The organism is Petralouisia sp. (genome assembly GCF_056822245.1).
Genome location: NZ_JBQIOP010000027.1, coordinates 38,310 through 55,437, shown reverse-complemented (window position 1 = coordinate 55,437; position 17,128 = coordinate 38,310). Strand labels below are relative to the sequence as shown.

The window sequence follows — 17,128 nt, the reverse complement described above, 5'->3', positions numbered from 1 at the left end:
GAAGCATTTTCAAAGTACCGTAGGAAAAGCATACAGGATTTCAGGTTTGTGCTCAGCGAGAGGATCAGGCAGGAGGTATTTTTTGCCACTTTCGTGAAAAAAAGCGAAAGTATAATAAAATCATCTGCCCTTATGAGGGCCTTGAAATACCTTGTTCAGCAAAAGGAGCACTATTTATAATAGTTGTAAACTGGTGAAAGAAATTATTTAACAGATTTGAAACAGTTATACCGCATGAACCAATCAAAAAACACACTACTAAAGCGCCTCTGAAAATAATTGCACACAAAAAGAGCAAAGCGGCAAATCATTTTACGAATCTACCGCTCTGCTCTTATTCTTCCGGCGCTTATGTCACTGCGAATCCTTTTGTTTTTGCACAACAGCGCCGTCTACTTTTGTGAACACATATTACGAAAAACCTCTTCCTTAGACGGCATTACCCGCAAGGCTCCCTTTCTGGTGGTAATCAGGGAAGCTCCCAGCACCTGTTGCCTCTATGGTATTTTCCTGCAAAAACGGCTCTACTTCCACCATTTTCCCCCTGTAATATGCCCGGCCCATAGAAACCAGAATCAGCGGAATCTGAAAACTTTCATTCACCCACTCCACTCCTTTTTGCAAAATCCTCTTTGCCTGACAGCCATTGGATTTCATTGTCAGAAATCTTTAAGATGCCGCATTGCCCAAGGCCATATATCACTTGTGCCCTGGCATCCTCCAATGTTTCCCACAGGGGCGGCCGAAGGTTCGGATCAAAGGAAATCAGGACGCCCGCCTCTTTTGCAATACGGATTGCTTTTTGAGTTGCTTTCCGCACAGTTTCATGAGTCATGGACAGAGTCCCGAAATGGAATATTTTAGAATCCCGGATGATTTCCTCCGGAACTTCTTCCTCCGTCAGCATCATGTCAGCCCCGGGATTCCGGTAGAAGGAAAAATCCCTGTCCTCATCGGAAAAGGTATGTACCATCGCCAGGGTTGTGTGCACTTTATCATCCATATACAGATGATCCGTGCAAATTCCTACATCCCCAATAACATCCTTCAGCCAGCTCCCAAAGGAATCCTTTCCGACCTTCCCGACGAAGGATACCCTGTGCCCAAGCCCGGCAAGCATCGCCAGCACATTGCAGGGCGCTCCGCCTGGGTTTGCCTCAAAGATAGGATTCCCCTGTCTGCTCTCATCATTCTGAATAAAATCAATCAGCAGTTCCCCCAATGCCGTTACATCCGTTCCTTTCATTTCCGTTCCTCCATCAGCAAATCATACTTCACCACATCTATAGTGGCTACGCCGTCCGCAAGAAAAGAAATGCCATCCGCTTCCTTATCAGTATAAATAGTTGCAGATAATACATGTTCCCCGTCATTGACAAACACTTCCGCACTGAACGTATCCAGGATAATCCGCAATTTGATTTCTCCGTTCCTGCTGTTCACCCGGCTGCGTCGCTGATGGATGATTGCCCTTCTGCTCCCTGAAAACTTCCGATCTATTTTTACAATGGATTCCAGGGGACGAAAGCTTACCGCAGTGTGGTAAGTATTATTTTGGGCAAACCGGACTGCAAATTTCCGATACATATTCTCTTCATCCAGGGGACGGACAGACAGTTCCATGTCAATTTTCCTTCCCTGGATTCCGTCTAATTTTGTGAGCCCTGAAAAAGTAACATTTTCGTGCTTTACTTCTTTCCCGCGAAGGTTTTCCAGTTCCCGGATTGGTTTCTGGAGCAGCCTTCCGTCCACCACCGAAAGCTCCCGGGGCAGGCTCATCTGTCCAAACCACGGCTGTTCCGGAGAATGCAGATTACAGGTGTCCCAGTTCTGCATCCAGCCAACCATGATCCTTCTGCCATCCGGCGCAAGAAGGGTCTGAGGCGCATAGAAGTCAATGCCGTAATCTACCGCCTGATTTTGCTCCTCCGTAAAAACTTCTTTCGTTTCATCATAAGTTCCAATCAGACAGAGGGTTCCGTTGCCATTGTGATACTCCAGTCCTTTGGGAAGCATATCCATGGGGCTTGTCAGAAGCACCTGCTTCCCGTCCAGTTCAAAAAAATCGGGACACTCCCAGGCTTTTCCAAAACGTCCGTGATTGACTGCCAGAACCTTCTCGTACTTCCAGTCCAGTCCATCCCTGCTGCTGAAAAGGAGAATCTGCCCATCCCTTTCTGCCGCACAGTTTCCAACCACACACCGGAAGGTTCCATCCGGCGCTTTCCACATTTTCGGGTCCCTGAAATCATATTTGCTGCCGCCATCCGGAAGATCTTTTTCATCCAACACCGGGTTTCCCTGATACTTTTCATAGTCCCTTCCGTCTCCAATGGCAATGCATTGAGTCTGCACTTCACGCAGCCCGCCATCCGCCTGAATCTCCTTATGTACACCTGTATACATCAGAAGCTGTCTGCCATTCGAAAGCTCCACAGCGCTTCCAGAAAAACACCCCGCTTCGTCATATATGGTATCCGGCGCCAACGCTGCCGGAAGATAAGTCCAATGCAGCAGGTCATCGCTGACTGCATGTCCCCAATGCATGGGGCCCCAATGGGAATTGTAGGGGTGATACTGGTAAAACAGATGATATTCACCCCCATAAAAGGAAAACCCGTTGGGATCGTTCATCCATCCCACCCGCGCAGCCAAATGAAATCCCGGCTTCTCTTCTGCTTCAATCCTTTTTTCTGTTATTTCTTCATATCTCCGTGCATCACGTAAAGTCTGGCTCATACCTTCGAAACCCTCCCTATTTGCTATTCTTCACTTGCTATTCCGGCATACCGGTCATATGCCTCCTGATATACTTTTAAAAGCTTATCCATACCGCATTTTTTCTTCAATTTTTCCACATAGGCTTCCCATTCTGCATCGTCAGGCCCTCCGTTTTTCAGCCATAGGCCCTCCTGTTCGGATACTGCGCTTTCAAAATCCGCCTTGTACCAGTCTATATCATCCAGCTCTTCCCCGGTAAACACGCAGTCCACCGGATAAGTCACAGAGCTGTCCACAAAGGGCATCCAGAATTCATTCAAATCTGTCAGCCTTTCTATTGCCCGATCTTCCATTTTGAAAGTGGTAAGATAATAATCACTGAGAATAAGTTTAGGCCCGTATACTTCTTGTTCTCCCCGCAATTCTCCTGCACTTTTTCCGAATTTCTCCCGGGATTCTTCATCAGTAATGCTCAGCCATACGCCATTTTCATCCTGTTTTGTAAAGTATGAGCCGATGGACCCGTAATGAAGCTGCATCACATTTTCCGGCGCATACCATTTGTCAAAATATTTCAGCAGGTTTGCCGGACTCTTGCAGGCTTTGGTAATATTCAGGTTCCCGCTGCTGATTGGACCTCCGGTGCGCACTGTCACATTGTGCGTGCCGTCCGGGCCGTCCAAAATCGGAAGAAACACATAATCCTTCGCATAATCTCCCATTAACTCCTCAATATACCACCAGGTGGAAACACCCACATACCCCTGAGAACATTTGGAAATCAGCTGGGTGTCATCCTGACTGAACATTTCCACATCCATCAGCCCCTCCGCATACCAGTCATGAAAATATGTCAGCGCAGCCCGATATTCATCTGAAGTGCAGACAAATTCCACTTTCCCATCCTCATTCAGTACAAGATCATTGCACACATCGTTGGGCCAGTTAGTAAACCCAAAGCCTGCATAAAAAATATTCTGCCCCCAGCACCACTGATCAAACCCTGTACTCATAGGAATAGTGCTTCCCGGAGCGTTGCCATAATATTTTGCACTCATATCATTATCTTTGAACGCTTTCAGCGCTGTATGAAGCTCGTCCAGCGTTGTCGGCACTTCAAGTCCCAATTCGTCCAGCCACGCTTTATTTATCATGGAAAACTGGGGAATGGTATAGATACTGTAATCTTCCTCGGCTCCTATACCGGCAGTTCCCATGCGCTCTCCGGAAGGAAGTCCGTAAATGTATCCGTCATCCATGGTGATTGCCCGGCGGATATCAGGATTTTCCTCCAGAATCTTACACAAATTCGGCATATATTCCTCGGTCAGATACGGAGACAGGTCGATAAAAGTTCCGTCATCCCCATAGCGGGAAATATCATAGTTGTTAAATCCCACTGCAATAAACGCATCCGGCAGATCCCCGCCTGCAATCCGGATATTGACCTGTTCTGCCAGAGATTCACTCATGGTATTCCAGTCAATGCGAATCCCTGCTTCTTCCTGAAGCTGATTTAATATCGGCTTCTTATCATAACTGACGCTCAGGGCTCCCATTCCTCCCATAATTGAAAAATCAGTCTGGGAGGTGTCTGTATTGGCAACCCCTTTTTCATGGTTTCCGTAATCATTGCCGCATGCTGTCATAGACAGTCCAATTCCCGCCATCAGCATACAGGATATAATCCTTTTCAGCAATCCTCTTTTTCTCATAACATGACTTCCTTTCTTCTTGATACCCTCCGGGCAATTAAAACCTCTAAACTGCATTAATTTTATGCGCAGTCTATAAACTCCAGAATTACCCGCCATATAAATTCCAGGCTGCAATCAGCCTTTTACCGCACCTGCCATAAAGCCTTTTTCAAAATATTTCTGCACAAAGGGATAAATCACCAGCATCGGAGCGGCCGCTATTATGATAGATGAAAATTTAATCATTTCCGTCATCTTGTTCAGTTCAGCATAACCGCCGGATATGGCGCTGGCCTGGCTTGCGCTTGCAGAACTTTTAATCAGAATATTTCGAAGAACCAAAGGCAGCGGCGCCTGCTCCGGAGACGGCAGGTAAATCATTGACGTAAACCAGTCATTCCAGTAAGCAACCATGGAAAACACCACCATAACCGCCATAATGGAACGGCTCAAAGGCACAACAATACGGATAAAGGTAGTCCATTTGGAAGCGCCGTCAATCTCTGCGGCCTCGATCATTTCTTTGGGAATGCTGTTCTCAAAAAAGTTCCGCATGATAATCATATTTCCAACTGCAACGCCTCCCGGCAAAAACAGCGACCACATGTTGTTAATCAGCCCTGTTTCCTTTACAATCAGATAAGTAGGAACCAGGCCCCCGCCGAAATACATGGTAATAATAAAGAAAATACTGAAAAACTTTCTGCCTGGCAGATTTTTCACACTGAGGGGATATGCTGTCAGATACAGCATCACCACGGAAAAAACTGTGCCGATAACAGTATACTTAAAACTATTCAGCAGCCCTGTCAGAATATTGGGATCTGCAAAAACCGCTTTGTACCCTTCCAATGAAAATTTACTGGGCAAAAGAAATGTTTTTCCCGCATACACGTCATAAGGATCTGACACAGATGCCACCAGCACATAATACAGGGGATAGGCAACAATCAATAAAATAATGACACATATCACCACCAGAATGATATCGCTGGTTCGTTCTGAAAAACCTGATAATTTTCCTGTTTTTGCTTTCGCTTTCATACCGCACCTCCTAAACAAAACTCGTATCTTCAGACAGTTTGCCTGCAATCTTATTGACTGCAATCAGCAGAATAATATTAACCACCGTATTAAACAGCCCCACCGCAGTGGAATAACTGTATTTGGCGTTTTCAATACCCTGTTGGTACACATACACTGCAATCACGTCACTGGTGGCTTTGTTCAAATCTGTCTGCAGCAGCCATACCTTCTCAAATCCCACATTCATCAGATTTCCCGCGCTCATAATCAGATTCAGCACCATAATGGACTTAAGCTCCGGAATGTCAATATGGATAATCCGCTGAAACAGGGAAGCTCCATCCACTTTCGCCGCTTCATACAGAGACATGTCAACGTTGGAAAGGGCGGCCATATAAACGATAATTCCCCATCCTGCATCCTGCCAGATGCCGGAAGCGATATAAATGCTTCGGAAGGCCGAAGATTCTGTCAGAAAGTCAACGCTGCTTCCGAGAATCAGATTTAAAAGCCCGCCGGAGGGACTTAAAAAAATCCGGATCATACCGCAGATTACCATGGTGGAAATAAAATGGGGCGCATAAAGTATCGTCTGGGTAACCCGCTTAAACCTTTGAAACCTTACCTGATTCAGCATCAATGCCAGAAAAATGGGAATCGGAAAGCTCCATAACAGGCTGTACAGACTCAGCAACAGGGTATTTGACAGCATTCTCACACAGGTGGGCGCTGAAAAAAAACGCTGAAACCATTTCAACCCCACCCATTCACTCCCGAACATTCCCTGGCTGGCTTTGTAATCCCGAAAGGCAATCTGTATTCCATACATTGGTATGTACTTATATATAATAGTCAGTATTACAGGAATTAAAAGCATTGCATATAACTGCCAGTTGTCCATGATACGTTTTTTCAGGGGCTTCCCGCTCATTGCAATGATCGAGCCGGAAGCGGCTGTTTTTCGATTTTTCATGATTTACTCTCCTTTCTTTCAGATACCAGAATTTCATGAAATATAATCTATTTTTCTGGATATTCGTTCCATCGTGCGCACTTTTTTTCATGAAACGTTATTTTATCTGTAACTAAAATATACCATTATCTTTTTCCCAAGTCAACAATGTATTGTTTATTTATTGTGAATACTGATACTTTTCGTTATTTATACCAAATATATTTTGCTATTTTTGTACATATTTCCATTTTCTAAGTTTCATGTAACGTTTCATTATATTTTTCACATTTTCTCTTTACATTTTCATTTTTATCCATTATAATAACGGCATAGAAAAAACAATCTGAAATAATTGTCATGAGAAAGGAATATACAATGAAAAAAGAAACGACTGTCCCCACTATGAAAGACGTGGCAAAAGAAGCCGGCGTCGCTCTGGGCACTGTCTCCAAAGTAGTAAACGGGCTGCCCGTGGGAGAAACTTACCGCCTCCGGGTGGAAGCCGCCATTGAAAAATTAAATTACCAGGTGAACAGTTACGCCCAGGGACTCAAATCAAGCAGAACTTACACTGCCGCCCTTTTGATTCCCAATACCAAAACCCCCTTTTTTTCGTCTCTGGCTTACTATATTAATCTGTCTCTTTTAAAAAGGAATTACCGCATGCTGCTGTGCTCTACAGACTTTGATTTAAGCCAGGAGCAGGAATATGTCACAATGGCGCAGCAGAATAAAGTAGACGGCATCATAGGGCTGACTTATAATCCGAATCTTTTGGTGGATGAACACATTCCATTTGTCTCCATTGACCGTTCTATGGGGCCTAACATCCCCTGTGTTGCCAGCGATAATTTTGCCGGAGGACAGCTTGCCGCTGAAAAACTGGCTGATTTAGGCTGTAAGCATGTGGCTTTTCTGCGAATTGGCTCTTCTTTGAGCAACGAACCCAACAAACGGAAATCCGGATTTGAAAACGGCTGCCTGGCCCGAGGCCTTACTTATGAAATGAAAATATTAAATGACGGAGATTCTTTTGAGGAATTCGAGAAATTTTTAAAAGACCATATCCAAAACGGAAAACTGATTTTCGACGGCATCTTCTGCGTTACAGACAATGTTGCCTGGTCTGTTTTAAAGATATTGGACAAACTGCATCAGCAAGTCCCTGAAGACGTGCAGGTGATCGGCTTCGATGGCATCCGCATGTTCGGTGATCAGGATTATATCTGCTCTACCATTGTGCAGCCCCTGCCCGACATTGCTGAAATGTGCGTGGAACTGCTGCTCCAGGAAAACATGATGCCCAAGCCGCCTTTGGTCTGCCTGCCCGTCACTTATGCCTGGGGAGGAACCACACGGGAAAACTTCGAAGAATAAATCAAATCGCACAGGAGGATTCGTTATGAAATTAAAAAATTATGTTCTGCTGTTTTGCCTGATCTGTTTGCTGACAGGCTGCGCTCCCTTCTCCCCGAAGCCGGAACAAGAACCTGTAGAAAATAAAACACATCTTACGATGGGCAGCAGTCTGGAAGTAAAAAATACTGATAACCGTCTTGTTCTCATTGACGACAACAGCGCTTTGGCTGCAGACGGCCTGTACTATGCATCCTGGGGGATAGGCAACGCCCAACCCTACAAAAACAAAGATGGAAACATTGTAGATTTATACGATGCCAGCCTTTATCTTCTGATGGGAGAAGCCAAAACCAATGAAGCCGCCAAAGATTATATGAATACCTGGCTAGAAGCTGCAAAAACTAATTATGACATTTTAGAAGAAAAAGAAATGACTTTTCAAAAACAGGCTTACACAGTGGTTGCTTACCAGTGCCGCAGTGAAGATAATCCCTACGCCCGGGGCATATCTGCTTTTGCAGCTTTTGGAAACAGCGCTGTCTGTGCGGAACTGACCTGCCAGAACGATTTTAAAGATGATTTAGAATCCATACTTGAGAATTTTTTAAATCATTGTTCATATATCTCCAACGAATAGGAGAGATTGTTATGGCGCTGTTTTTTTGTACTGGGCTGTCATCGGGCTGCTGATGCCCAGTCCTTTCCGGAGCAAGTCTCTTTCTATGAAAGCGATGAAACCCAGCTCAAACAATTGGCTGAAAAAGAGCACATGTAAGAATATCGGAACAATTGATTCAAACCCGTCGTTTCCAATACTTACAGTCCTCACTTTGCTTCACCGCCTCCCGCTACATAACAGACAGAGATTCCCCCGGATTCTCATCCTCAAACTCAAAGACGCATCTTTCATAGGCATTAATCACATGGGTGTCCTCATATTTATCGTACCGTTTATGGCTCACTCCGTAAGACAGGTGCACATGCCCATGGAGAAAAAATTTCGGCCTGTATTTTTCCAGAAGCCTCCGAAACACCTGAAAACCCTGGTGGGGCAGATCCCGCCCGTCATTGAGCTGATATGCAGGCGCATGGGTCACCAGAATATCAAATCCCCGCCGCCTGAAAATCTGAAACCGCAGCCTGGCTGCCCGCTGCTTCATCTGTCGCTCCGTGTACTGATGGGTTCCGGCGCTGTAGCGCATCGAACCGCCCAGTCCCAGAATCCGTATTCCCTTGTGGACATAGATCCGGTCTTCAATGCAGATGCAGCCGTCCGGCGGGGATTTCTCATATTTCCCGTCATGGTTTCCATGAACATACAATACGGGAATGGAGGTAAGGGTCACCAGAAAGGAAAGGTAAGCCGGGTCCAAATCCCCGCAGGAAATAATTAAATCCACCCCCTCCAGTTTCTTTTTATCAAAATATTCCCACAATCCTTTTGACTCTTCATCTGCAATCGCCAGTATCTTCATTTTGCCGTTTAACCTTCCTGTTTCTTAATCCCCTGCTGCTTCATTACGGGTTCTGCCTGTTCCTTCAGCTCTTCTTTCTTAGGAAATGAGCCGATTACATTTTCCGCCAGCCAGTCCATAGTCATAATCTCCTCCGGAGACAGTATTTTGTCCGGATTTTCCGAAACTGCCCCTGTCTGGGAATATAATATACCGGAAAATGGATTGAACAAATCAGCGCTGATGGACGCCTTTAAAAGCCCTGCCAGCCGTTTCAGTCCGATGGGCAGATATTTGGAGAACACCACGTCAATTACGCCCTCCGACATTCCCCACCAGTAGTTGATAGCCTTTTTGGTGGACGGAGCATCGTCATATTTCCAGGTTCCGTCCAGAATCGCCCAGATCAGCTGCTCATAGAAATTCCCCCAGTGCCACAAAGGCATGGCGAAATTCCTGGGATGCCCGTCGTTCATATGGTAAAGCCCGAAAAACCGGGAAGCTTCCTCCGGTATCATCATATCCTTTCCGGACACAATGGAAGAGCCGCTTTCTCTGATGCTTTCTTCAATATCCATTTCCTTCTTGGATGACCACTCCAGAAATACTTTCGCCCGGGGATTGATCATCTTCGCTCCCAGCGCAAAGGCATTGATGTTGGCTATGTTGCCGTAAATGGGATAATCTGCAATATAAGTCAGCCGGTTATTTTCCGCCATGGCTCCGGCAATGGCTCCCATCAGGAATTTCGCTTCATACATCCTGGAATAATACGTCCGTATGTAGCGGTGGGAAGTATTCAGGGAACAATTGAGAATCCGCACTTTCGGATTGGCAATGGCCGCTTTCACGCTGGCCGGCGCAAAGGGCGGCGTTGTGGTGAAAATCAGGCCGCAGCCTACCTTGATGGCGTCCTCCAACAGTGCGTCAATATTCTCCAGGGTTCCGTTTTCATAGCAGACGGTCTGCACTTCTTCCGGAAATGTCTGCTGCAGGTGGAGCCTTCCCAGTTCATGGGCATATGTCCAGGCAGAGGTTCCCGGCGTTTTTTCATAAATAAAGGCAATCTTCAGCTTCTGAGGCGCCAGTGTGGGCAGATGCAGCAAATCCAACAGTGATTTCTTCTTCTGGTTGGGTTTCATCTTCAGCTCCACTTCTGTTTCCTCTCCCAAAAGAACAAACTCCTCCCAGCTTTTTGCAATCAAAGCCTGCAGCTCACTGGTGGTTTTTTCATTAACTGCTTCATACCCATACAGGGTAATGAACGAAAGGAATGCGTCTCCGGTGGAAATATTCAGTTTATCCCCGCCTTTTTCCTTATACTCCGCACTGAATCTGGTATAAATGGAGCTGAACTTCAGCAGCTCTTCCTCCGTCCACGTCTCCTCAGGCTCTTTTCCCACTGCTTCCTGCAGCTTGGCGTATCTGCCTTCCTGAGTAAACCAGATATAATTAATGGGAGCCGCCCGGTAGAAATCCAGGAATTCATGGTAGATCTTATTCTGCTTTTCCCCGTTTTCCCTGGGCACAATCCGGGTCACATTGCCTGCAATGGAAACTGCCCCTACATATTTCATCACGCTGACCCGTTTATTTCCCTCTACAATGTAGAATTTATGCATATATTCGTAAGCCTTCACCGGCTCTCTTATACCTTCCTGCAAATGTGACTCCAAAAGCTTGATCCACTTGGCCGCAAACTCTGTGTCCTCCCGCAGAATCGGCATAAAATTCCCTGCAAAGGAACTGCTTCTTCCGAATGTCTTAGTTCCTACAATCTGTTCTATGGGAATCTGCACCAGTCCAATGGGCACTTCTGAATAAGAGCCCCGCTCCGGCAGAATGTCGTCCAACACCTGCAGAATCGGCCGCTCTCCATGGAGCATCCTTGTCTGATAATCTTTTTTTCCTAATCTAAATGCCTTGTTGTAATCTTCTCTTCCCATACTGTCCTCCACAAATATGCTGTACTGTAAATCCGCCGCAGTTTTTATCCAGCCGTCATCGGCAATTTTCTGCGATTTACAGTCACTTTTAGGGTTCTCAATCTTCTTTATTCATATTCGGCTCTATCTTACCACATATTGGAAGGATAATCTACATTTTAATTCTTAATAATTGATGGAAATGAAAGATAAATGGTCAGTTGATTTTTCTCGTATTCTGCCGATATATTCCCATCCATCTGCAAAACCAGTACTTTCGAAATCGACAGGCCAAGTCCCGTGGATTTTTCCGCTGTTTCCACGGTGTAGAAACGGTCAAACAGCCTGCCGGCCTGTACCTTCGTCAGCCCCGGAGCCGTATTGGCAAAAACAATTTCACCCTCTTCCGTTAAAGTTATGTCCAAATCGCCGCCGCTGTATTTGACGGCATTCTGCAATAGATTGGAAAAAATCCGGGACAGCGCAGAACGATCCAGCATACGGACAATCTTTTGTTCCGGAATCTGTACCTTCGGCGCTATGCCCCGCTCTTTCAGGGAAACATAATATGCCGCAATGCTTTCTTCCAATATACTGTTGATAACCACCGGCTCCTTCTTAAGCTTATCTTCACTGGAAAGAACCACCGAATACTGAAAAAGCTCCTCCGTCAGCCGGGCCATCGCTTCTGTCCGGCTTCTAATCACCGCAAGATACCGTTTTGCCGTCTTTGGCATTTCTTCCTCTTCCAGCAAATCCAAGTAACCGCAGACGGCTGTCAGCGGAGTACGCAAATCGTGGGAAATATTCAAAACGGCATTTTTCAGTTCCAGATCGCCCTGCCGGAACTGATGCCGCTGTTTTTGAAGTTCCCGAAGCTGGATATTAATGGCTTCTGCCAGGCTCCGCATATGCCTGTCATTGCAGGAAAGCTCCATCAGCGTATTCGTATCGACTTTAAGCTTTTCAGCAAAACCATGTTCAATTTCCCTGGCCGCCTTCTGCAAAATACGGATTTTCAGGAAAAGAACAGCAAAAACGGCTGCCATAATCCCTGCAAAAATCCCAAACCAAATTTCCATAATTTCTCCTCAGAAGTTTGTAACGGTATAATTTTTACAATTTTATTTCCCGCCGCTCATTACTTCAAATCTTTTTTCTCAAAAATAACAATCCCTGCCCCTGCGGTAAGCAAAACAATCAAACAGTCATAAACCATAATTCTGCCAAGGCGGCCTGCATCATTCAGCACAATCTGGTATAACTGGGAAACAGGAAGGAAATCATTTAAAAATTCATAAATTTTCCGTTTGGTTCCCGATAAATATTTTGGATTTTCTTCTTTTTCCCCTTTGATAACCTCTCCCGTCTCTTCATTCAGATACGCGTATTCCTCATGATATTTGGGCGCGCTCAGCCTTTGCCAGATGGTAAGCGCCGCAAACAGCATGATCATTGTCAGCAGAAGGCAGATGACAGAACTGGCTTTGCTCTGAACAGACATGGAAATCAAAAGCAGGATTGCCGCCATAGCCAGCATCGCTGTCATTCCTGCCGCTGTAAATAAAAGCATTTCATCTGCCTGCATGGTTGTGCCGCCAAGCAGCAATTTTCCCATGATCAGGCAAACAATAATGTACAGAAGATGCATCAGCAGGCAAGCGGTTCCGCAGACTGCCAGCTTTGACAGATATATGCTTCTTCTCTTATGGCCCACTGCCAGTTTATTTCGGATGGTTCCGTCTCCATATTCCGTCCCCACAAATATTCCGATAAATACAGCAGCTGCAAAGATAAGATAAATTCCTCCCACAAAAATCAATCCGTCTGCGTTTTTGTACTCCGGGCCTAATTCTGCATAAATCTTTGCATTCTGTTTCACATCCATAAAGCGCATCAGAACAATGAAACTGCCCAGCCCTGCGGAAAAACACAGTCCCAGACGAAACACAAAACTCTTCCGGAGCCTTATAAATTCTGCTGATAACAGCTTATACATGTTTCATCCCTCCTATCAGATTGACATAGTAGCTTTCTAAGCTTTCCTCGGATTCCTGAATGGAAATCACTTCACAATGATATTTATCAAGGGCCAGCACAAGTTTTGTAACATTGATTCTGGCATATATGTCTGCCTTGGTATCTGAAAAAATCTTATACTCAATCCCCATATCATCCAGTACGCGGGCAAGGATTTTTGTATCGCTCACTTCTATGTGCACGCACTTTCGGCAGGCGGCTTCCAGTTCGGCCGCACTCATTTCCTTTACAATCCTGCCCTGATCAATAAATCCGTAATGGGTGGCAAACTTCGCCAGTTCATCCAGAATATGGCTGGAAACCAAAACGGTAATCTGCCGCCTGCGGTTAAGCTCCAAAATCAATTCCCGGATCTCAATGATCCCCTGAGGGTCAAGGCCGTTCACAGGCTCATCCAGAACCAGGAAATCCGGATCTCCCACAAGGGCTATGGCAATCCCAAGCCTCTGGCGCATGCCGAGGGAAAAATTCTTTACCTTCTTTTTGCCCGTATCTTCCAACCCCACCAATTTCAGAATATCAGAAATTCCTTCAAAAGACGGAAGCCCCAGGATACGGCATTGCTGCTCTAGGTTCTCTTCTGCCGTCATATCAAGGTAAACGGAAGGGGTTTCCACCACAGCCCCCATTCTTCTGCGGGATTTTACAATTTCTTTCTCCGTATTTTTCCGTCCATACAGGGCATATTCCCCGGATGTAGGTTCCTGCAGTCCGCAAATCAGCCGGATAAGCGTAGTCTTGCCTGCGCCGTTTTTCCCGACAAAACCATAGATAGCTCCTCTGGGAATCTTCATGGACAATCCGTTTATGGCTTTGAAACCTTTATAATGTTTGTGCAAATTGCATGTTTCCAAAATATAATCCATAACAATCAGCCTCCTTATCATGATACTGCCACTTTACCAGACAACCGTAAAGAGAATGGTAAAGAGAACCGTAAAGATTCGGTAAAGATTTCACTCTCTTACAATCACTGCCCGCTCCTCAGTTTAAAGCCGATTCCCCAGACTGCTTCTATATAATCCCTGCCGTTTACCTGACGCAGCTTTTTCCTCAGATTACTGATATGCATTTTTAATGAGCTTTCTGTTCCGTCCGGCGTATCTCCGCTGATCCGTTCTAACAGCAGCGATTTGGTGATAACCTGGGAAGGATTTTGCATAAGCAGCTTCAGTATCGCATGTTCCGTAGGAGTCAGCCTTATTTCCTTTGTTTCAAGGATTACGGTGCCGGTGTCTGTATGGAGTGTCAAATCGTCAAATTCCAAAACTGAAGCCGGCTTTGCTGTGTGCTCAGAACGAAGCTGCACCGCAATTCTTGCCAGCAGCTCCCGAAGATGAAAGGGCTTTGTTACATAATCGGCGGCTCCTCCCAGCAGCAGTTTTACTTTGTCATCCAAATCCGCCCTGGCGCTTACCACAATCACCGGTATTCCCTTTATCTGCAGCAGCACGTCCTCTCCGTCCAGTCCCGGCAGCATTAAATCAAGCAGCGCAAGATCCGGTTTTTCCAAAGACAGCACATACAATGCCTCTGTGCCGGAATAAGCCCGGAGCACGCCGTATCCCTCTTTCTTCAGCGCTTCTTCCAGCATATTTCCAATATGTATATCATCATCAATAATAAGAATTTTCTTCATTTTCTGATACCATCCTGTCTTTTTCCTTTCACTGTCCGTCTCTGTAAAAAGGAATCCTGCAAAGCAGGATTCTTCGCCTGCGGCGGGCTGCTTTTGCAACATAATTCCTTACTGCCGCAGTGCGCTGTAGTACTAAAACAAAAAATACAGCCATTTTCCATGCTGCCGTGAAAAATGACTGTACTTTTTCCTGTTTCTATTTTTTCGGAACATCCTTCATGGAAAAACTGATTCTTCCCATCTTATCTTTTCCAAGACATACCACTTTCACCATATCGCCCAGTGTCAGAACATCCTCCACCCGGTTAATCCGCTCTTTGGAAATCTTGGAAATATGAACCATGCCTTCTTTTCCAGGCGCAAACTCTAAAAATGCGCCGAATTCTTTGATACTGATGACTTTTCCTACAAAAATCTGGCCTGCCTCAAAATCTGTAGTGATAATCTCAATCATTTTCACGGCTTTATCCATCATCTCCTTCTCTGTCCCGCAGATGGATACCGCACCCTCATCACTGATATCAATTTTCACGCCGGTCTGCTCAATAATAGCATTGATGGTCTTTCCTCTCTGTCCCACAACATCTCCGATTTTGGCCGGATCAATCTGAATCTGAACAATCTTCGGAGCATATTCCCCAACTTCTTTCCTGGGTTCGGAAATTGCTTTGGACATTACCTCATCCATAATGTAGAGCCTTGCTTCTCTTGTCCTTCGGATGGCTTCTTCTACAATGGGGCGGGTCAGTCCATGGATCTTGATATCCATCTGAATGGCCGTGATCCCTTCATGGGTTCCTGTCACCTTAAAGTCCATATCCCCGAAAAAGTCTTCCAATCCCTGAATATCTGTCAGCACAATATAATCATCATCGGTGTCTCCCGTTACAAGCCCGCAGGAAATTCCTGCCACCATCTTTTTAATGGGCACGCCTGCCGCCATTAAAGCCATACAGGAAGCGCAGGTGGAGGCCATGGAAGTAGAGCCGTTGGACTCAAAAGTCTCTGATACGGCACGGATGGCATAGGGGAATTCCTCTTCGCTTGGAAGCACCGGAATCAGTGCGCGCTCCGCCAATGCCCCATGACCGATTTCCCTTCGTCCCGGTCCTCTGCTGGGCTTTGTTTCACCTACAGAATAAGATGGGAAATTATAATGATGCATATATCGTTTATTCACTTCATTCTCGTCTAAACCGTCGATTCTCTGAACCTCAGATAAAGGCGCAAGGGTTACCACGTCGCAGATCTGGGTTTGTCCTCTGGTAAACATGGCGGAACCATGAACCCGGGGAATCAGATCCACTTCTGCTGCCAGGGGACGGATCTGATCGATGGCCCGTCCGTCCGGTCTCTTGTGATCTTTTAAAATCATCTTGCGCACGGTCTTTTTCTGATACTGATAAATAGCCTCGCTTAAGACTTCCAGCCACTCTTCATTTTCTGCAAAAGCTTCTTCCAGCTGCTCTGTAATATTGCGGATATTTTCTTCCCTTACCTGTTTCACATCGGTAAATACAGCCTCCTCCATTTTCTCCGGAGGCACAATTTCCCTGATGGCGGCAAATAATTCCTCGGGCACTGCGCAGCTTGTATATTCGTGCTTTGCTTTTCCCACCTCTGCCGTTATTTCATTGATAAAGGCGATAATGGTCTGGTTGATTTCATGGGCTTTGTAAATAGCCTCAAGCATTTTATCTTCCGGTATTTCGTTGGCTCCCGCCTCAATCATAATCACCTTTTCACTGGTGGAAGCCACGGTCAGGTTCAAATCGCCGTTTTTCCACTGCTCCTGGGAAGGATTGATGATCAGCTCCCCGTCTATCATGCCCACCTGTGTGGTGGCGCAGGGGCCTGCAAAGGGAATATCGGAAATACTGGTTGCGATGGCTGAGCCAAGCATTGCCACCAGCTCCGGCCGGCACTGGGGATCTACACTCATTACTAAATTATTCAGTGTCACATCATTCCGATAGTCCTTGGGAAACAGCGGACGCATGGGACGGTCAATTACCCGGGAAGTTAAAATGGCATTTTCAGAAGCCTTTCCTTCCCTTTTATTGAATCCGCCCGGGATTTTCCCAACGGAGTATAATTTTTCTTCATATTCTACGCTTAACGGAAAGAAATCAATTCCTTCCCTTGGTTTCTCGGATGCAGTTGCCGTACATAACACAACGGTATCGCCGTAGTGCATAAACGCCGCGCCGTTTGCCTGGGCTCCGACTCTTCCGATATCCACTCTTAAAGTTCTACCTGCCAATTCCATGGTAAACTTTTTATACATTCTTTCTTTCTCCTTTACTTTACGA

13 protein-coding genes and 2 pseudogenes are annotated in these 17,128 nt (G+C 45.8%); 3 read left to right on the top strand and 12 right to left on the bottom strand.

Annotated elements, in window-relative coordinates; genetic code table 11:
• Positions 1-180 (top strand): annotated as a pseudogene (locus ACTO17_RS12010) (hypothetical protein); the annotation flags it as partial.
• Positions 181-392: 212 nt separating this feature from the next.
• Here the strand turns inward: ACTO17_RS12010 and ACTO17_RS12005 are convergent.
• The 5 genes and pseudogenes from ACTO17_RS12005 to ACTO17_RS11985 form a co-directional block, all read right to left on the bottom strand.
• Positions 393-1,246: pseudogene (locus ACTO17_RS12005) on the bottom strand (carbohydrate kinase family protein).
• Positions 1,243-2,739, bottom strand: coding sequence for a glycoside hydrolase family 32 protein (locus tag ACTO17_RS12000; protein ID WP_482558100.1), 1,497 nt, complete (start codon positions 2,737-2,739; stop codon positions 1,243-1,245). The pseudogene ACTO17_RS12005 and the gene ACTO17_RS12000 overlap by 4 nt, the downstream one beginning before the upstream one ends.
• 23 nt (positions 2,740-2,762) lie before the next feature.
• Complete coding sequence (locus ACTO17_RS11995) at positions 2,763-4,436, bottom strand: type 2 periplasmic-binding domain-containing protein (RefSeq protein WP_482558099.1); 1,674 nt, start codon at positions 4,434-4,436, stop codon at positions 2,763-2,765.
• A gap of 117 nt (positions 4,437-4,553) precedes the next feature.
• Positions 4,554-5,462: a carbohydrate ABC transporter permease gene (locus ACTO17_RS11990; protein WP_482558098.1), complete on the bottom strand. Its 909-nt coding sequence runs from the start codon at positions 5,460-5,462 to the stop codon at positions 4,554-4,556.
• Between the two features lie 10 nt (positions 5,463-5,472).
• A complete protein-coding gene (locus ACTO17_RS11985; RefSeq protein ID WP_482558097.1) occupies positions 5,473-6,417 on the bottom strand; it encodes an ABC transporter permease in 945 nt (314 codons plus the stop codon).
• Positions 6,418-6,774: 357 nt separating this feature from the next.
• On the opposite strand from ACTO17_RS11985, the gene ACTO17_RS11980 reads away from it, so the two are divergent.
• The gene (locus tag ACTO17_RS11980; protein WP_482558096.1) at positions 6,775-7,776 is read left to right on the top strand and encodes a LacI family DNA-binding transcriptional regulator; all 1,002 of its coding nucleotides are present in this window, start codon (positions 6,775-6,777) and stop codon (positions 7,774-7,776) included.
• A 25-nt stretch (positions 7,777-7,801) separates the two neighbouring features.
• Positions 7,802-8,395 (top strand): hypothetical protein, encoded by a 594-nt coding sequence (locus ACTO17_RS11975; protein ID WP_172538593.1) that lies wholly within the window; start codon positions 7,802-7,804, stop codon positions 8,393-8,395.
• A gap of 211 nt (positions 8,396-8,606) precedes the next feature.
• On the opposite strand, the gene ACTO17_RS11970 is transcribed toward ACTO17_RS11975, so the two are convergent.
• The 7 genes from ACTO17_RS11970 to ACTO17_RS11940 form a co-directional block, all read right to left on the bottom strand.
• Entirely contained in the window at positions 8,607-9,233 is a 627-nt protein-coding gene (locus ACTO17_RS11970) for a metallophosphoesterase family protein (RefSeq protein ID WP_172538594.1), read from the bottom strand.
• An 8-nt stretch (positions 9,234-9,241) separates the two neighbouring features.
• Positions 9,242-11,158 (bottom strand): BMP family ABC transporter substrate-binding protein, encoded by a 1,917-nt coding sequence (locus tag ACTO17_RS11965; RefSeq protein WP_482558095.1) that lies wholly within the window; start codon positions 11,156-11,158, stop codon positions 9,242-9,244.
• Positions 11,159-11,316: 158 nt separating this feature from the next.
• Positions 11,317-12,219 carry a sensor histidine kinase gene (locus ACTO17_RS11960; RefSeq protein WP_482558094.1) on the bottom strand — a complete coding sequence of 301 codons (903 nt, stop codon included), beginning with the start codon at positions 12,217-12,219 and terminating at the stop codon, positions 11,317-11,319.
• A 59-nt stretch (positions 12,220-12,278) separates the two neighbouring features.
• Positions 12,279-13,136 (bottom strand): ABC transporter permease, encoded by an 858-nt coding sequence (locus ACTO17_RS11955; protein ID WP_482558093.1) that lies wholly within the window; start codon positions 13,134-13,136, stop codon positions 12,279-12,281.
• A complete protein-coding gene (locus ACTO17_RS11950; RefSeq protein ID WP_482558092.1) occupies positions 13,129-14,043 on the bottom strand; it encodes an ABC transporter ATP-binding protein in 915 nt (304 codons plus the stop codon). Before ACTO17_RS11950 ends, ACTO17_RS11955 begins: the two co-directional genes overlap by 8 nt.
• Positions 14,044-14,147: 104 nt before the next feature.
• Entirely contained in the window at positions 14,148-14,816 is a 669-nt protein-coding gene (locus tag ACTO17_RS11945; protein WP_482558091.1) for a response regulator transcription factor, read from the bottom strand.
• Between the two features lie 196 nt (positions 14,817-15,012).
• A complete protein-coding gene (locus ACTO17_RS11940; protein ID WP_482558090.1) occupies positions 15,013-17,103 on the bottom strand; it encodes a polyribonucleotide nucleotidyltransferase in 2,091 nt (696 codons plus the stop codon).
• Between the last annotated feature and the right edge of the window lie 25 nt (positions 17,104-17,128).

What these genes read in the sequence shown, in the direction of transcription:
- ACTO17_RS12000 (WP_482558100.1), bottom strand. Translation starts at nt 2,739, where the DNA reads ATGAGCCAGACTTTACGTGATGCACGGAGATATGAAGAAATAACAGAA.
- ACTO17_RS11995 (WP_482558099.1), bottom strand. Translation starts at nt 4,436, where the DNA reads ATGAGAAAAAGAGGATTGCTGAAAAGGATTATATCCTGTATGCTGATG.
- ACTO17_RS11990 (WP_482558098.1), bottom strand. Translation starts at nt 5,462, where the DNA reads ATGAAAGCGAAAGCAAAAACAGGAAAATTATCAGGTTTTTCAGAACGA.
- ACTO17_RS11985 (WP_482558097.1), bottom strand. Translation starts at nt 6,417, where the DNA reads ATGAAAAATCGAAAAACAGCCGCTTCCGGCTCGATCATTGCAATGAGC.
- ACTO17_RS11980 (WP_482558096.1), top strand. Translation starts at nt 6,775, where the DNA reads ATGAAAAAAGAAACGACTGTCCCCACTATGAAAGACGTGGCAAAAGAA.
- ACTO17_RS11975 (WP_172538593.1), top strand. Translation starts at nt 7,802, where the DNA reads ATGAAATTAAAAAATTATGTTCTGCTGTTTTGCCTGATCTGTTTGCTG.
- ACTO17_RS11970 (WP_172538594.1), bottom strand. Translation starts at nt 9,233, where the DNA reads ATGAAGATACTGGCGATTGCAGATGAAGAGTCAAAAGGATTGTGGGAA.
- ACTO17_RS11965 (WP_482558095.1), bottom strand. Translation starts at nt 11,158, where the DNA reads ATGGGAAGAGAAGATTACAACAAGGCATTTAGATTAGGAAAAAAAGAT.
- ACTO17_RS11960 (WP_482558094.1), bottom strand. Translation starts at nt 12,219, where the DNA reads ATGGAAATTTGGTTTGGGATTTTTGCAGGGATTATGGCAGCCGTTTTT.
- ACTO17_RS11955 (WP_482558093.1), bottom strand. Translation starts at nt 13,136, where the DNA reads ATGTATAAGCTGTTATCAGCAGAATTTATAAGGCTCCGGAAGAGTTTT.
- ACTO17_RS11950 (WP_482558092.1), bottom strand. Translation starts at nt 14,043, where the DNA reads ATGGATTATATTTTGGAAACATGCAATTTGCACAAACATTATAAAGGT.
- ACTO17_RS11945 (WP_482558091.1), bottom strand. Translation starts at nt 14,816, where the DNA reads ATGAAGAAAATTCTTATTATTGATGATGATATACATATTGGAAATATG.
- ACTO17_RS11940 (WP_482558090.1), bottom strand. Translation starts at nt 17,103, where the DNA reads ATGTATAAAAAGTTTACCATGGAATTGGCAGGTAGAACTTTAAGAGTG.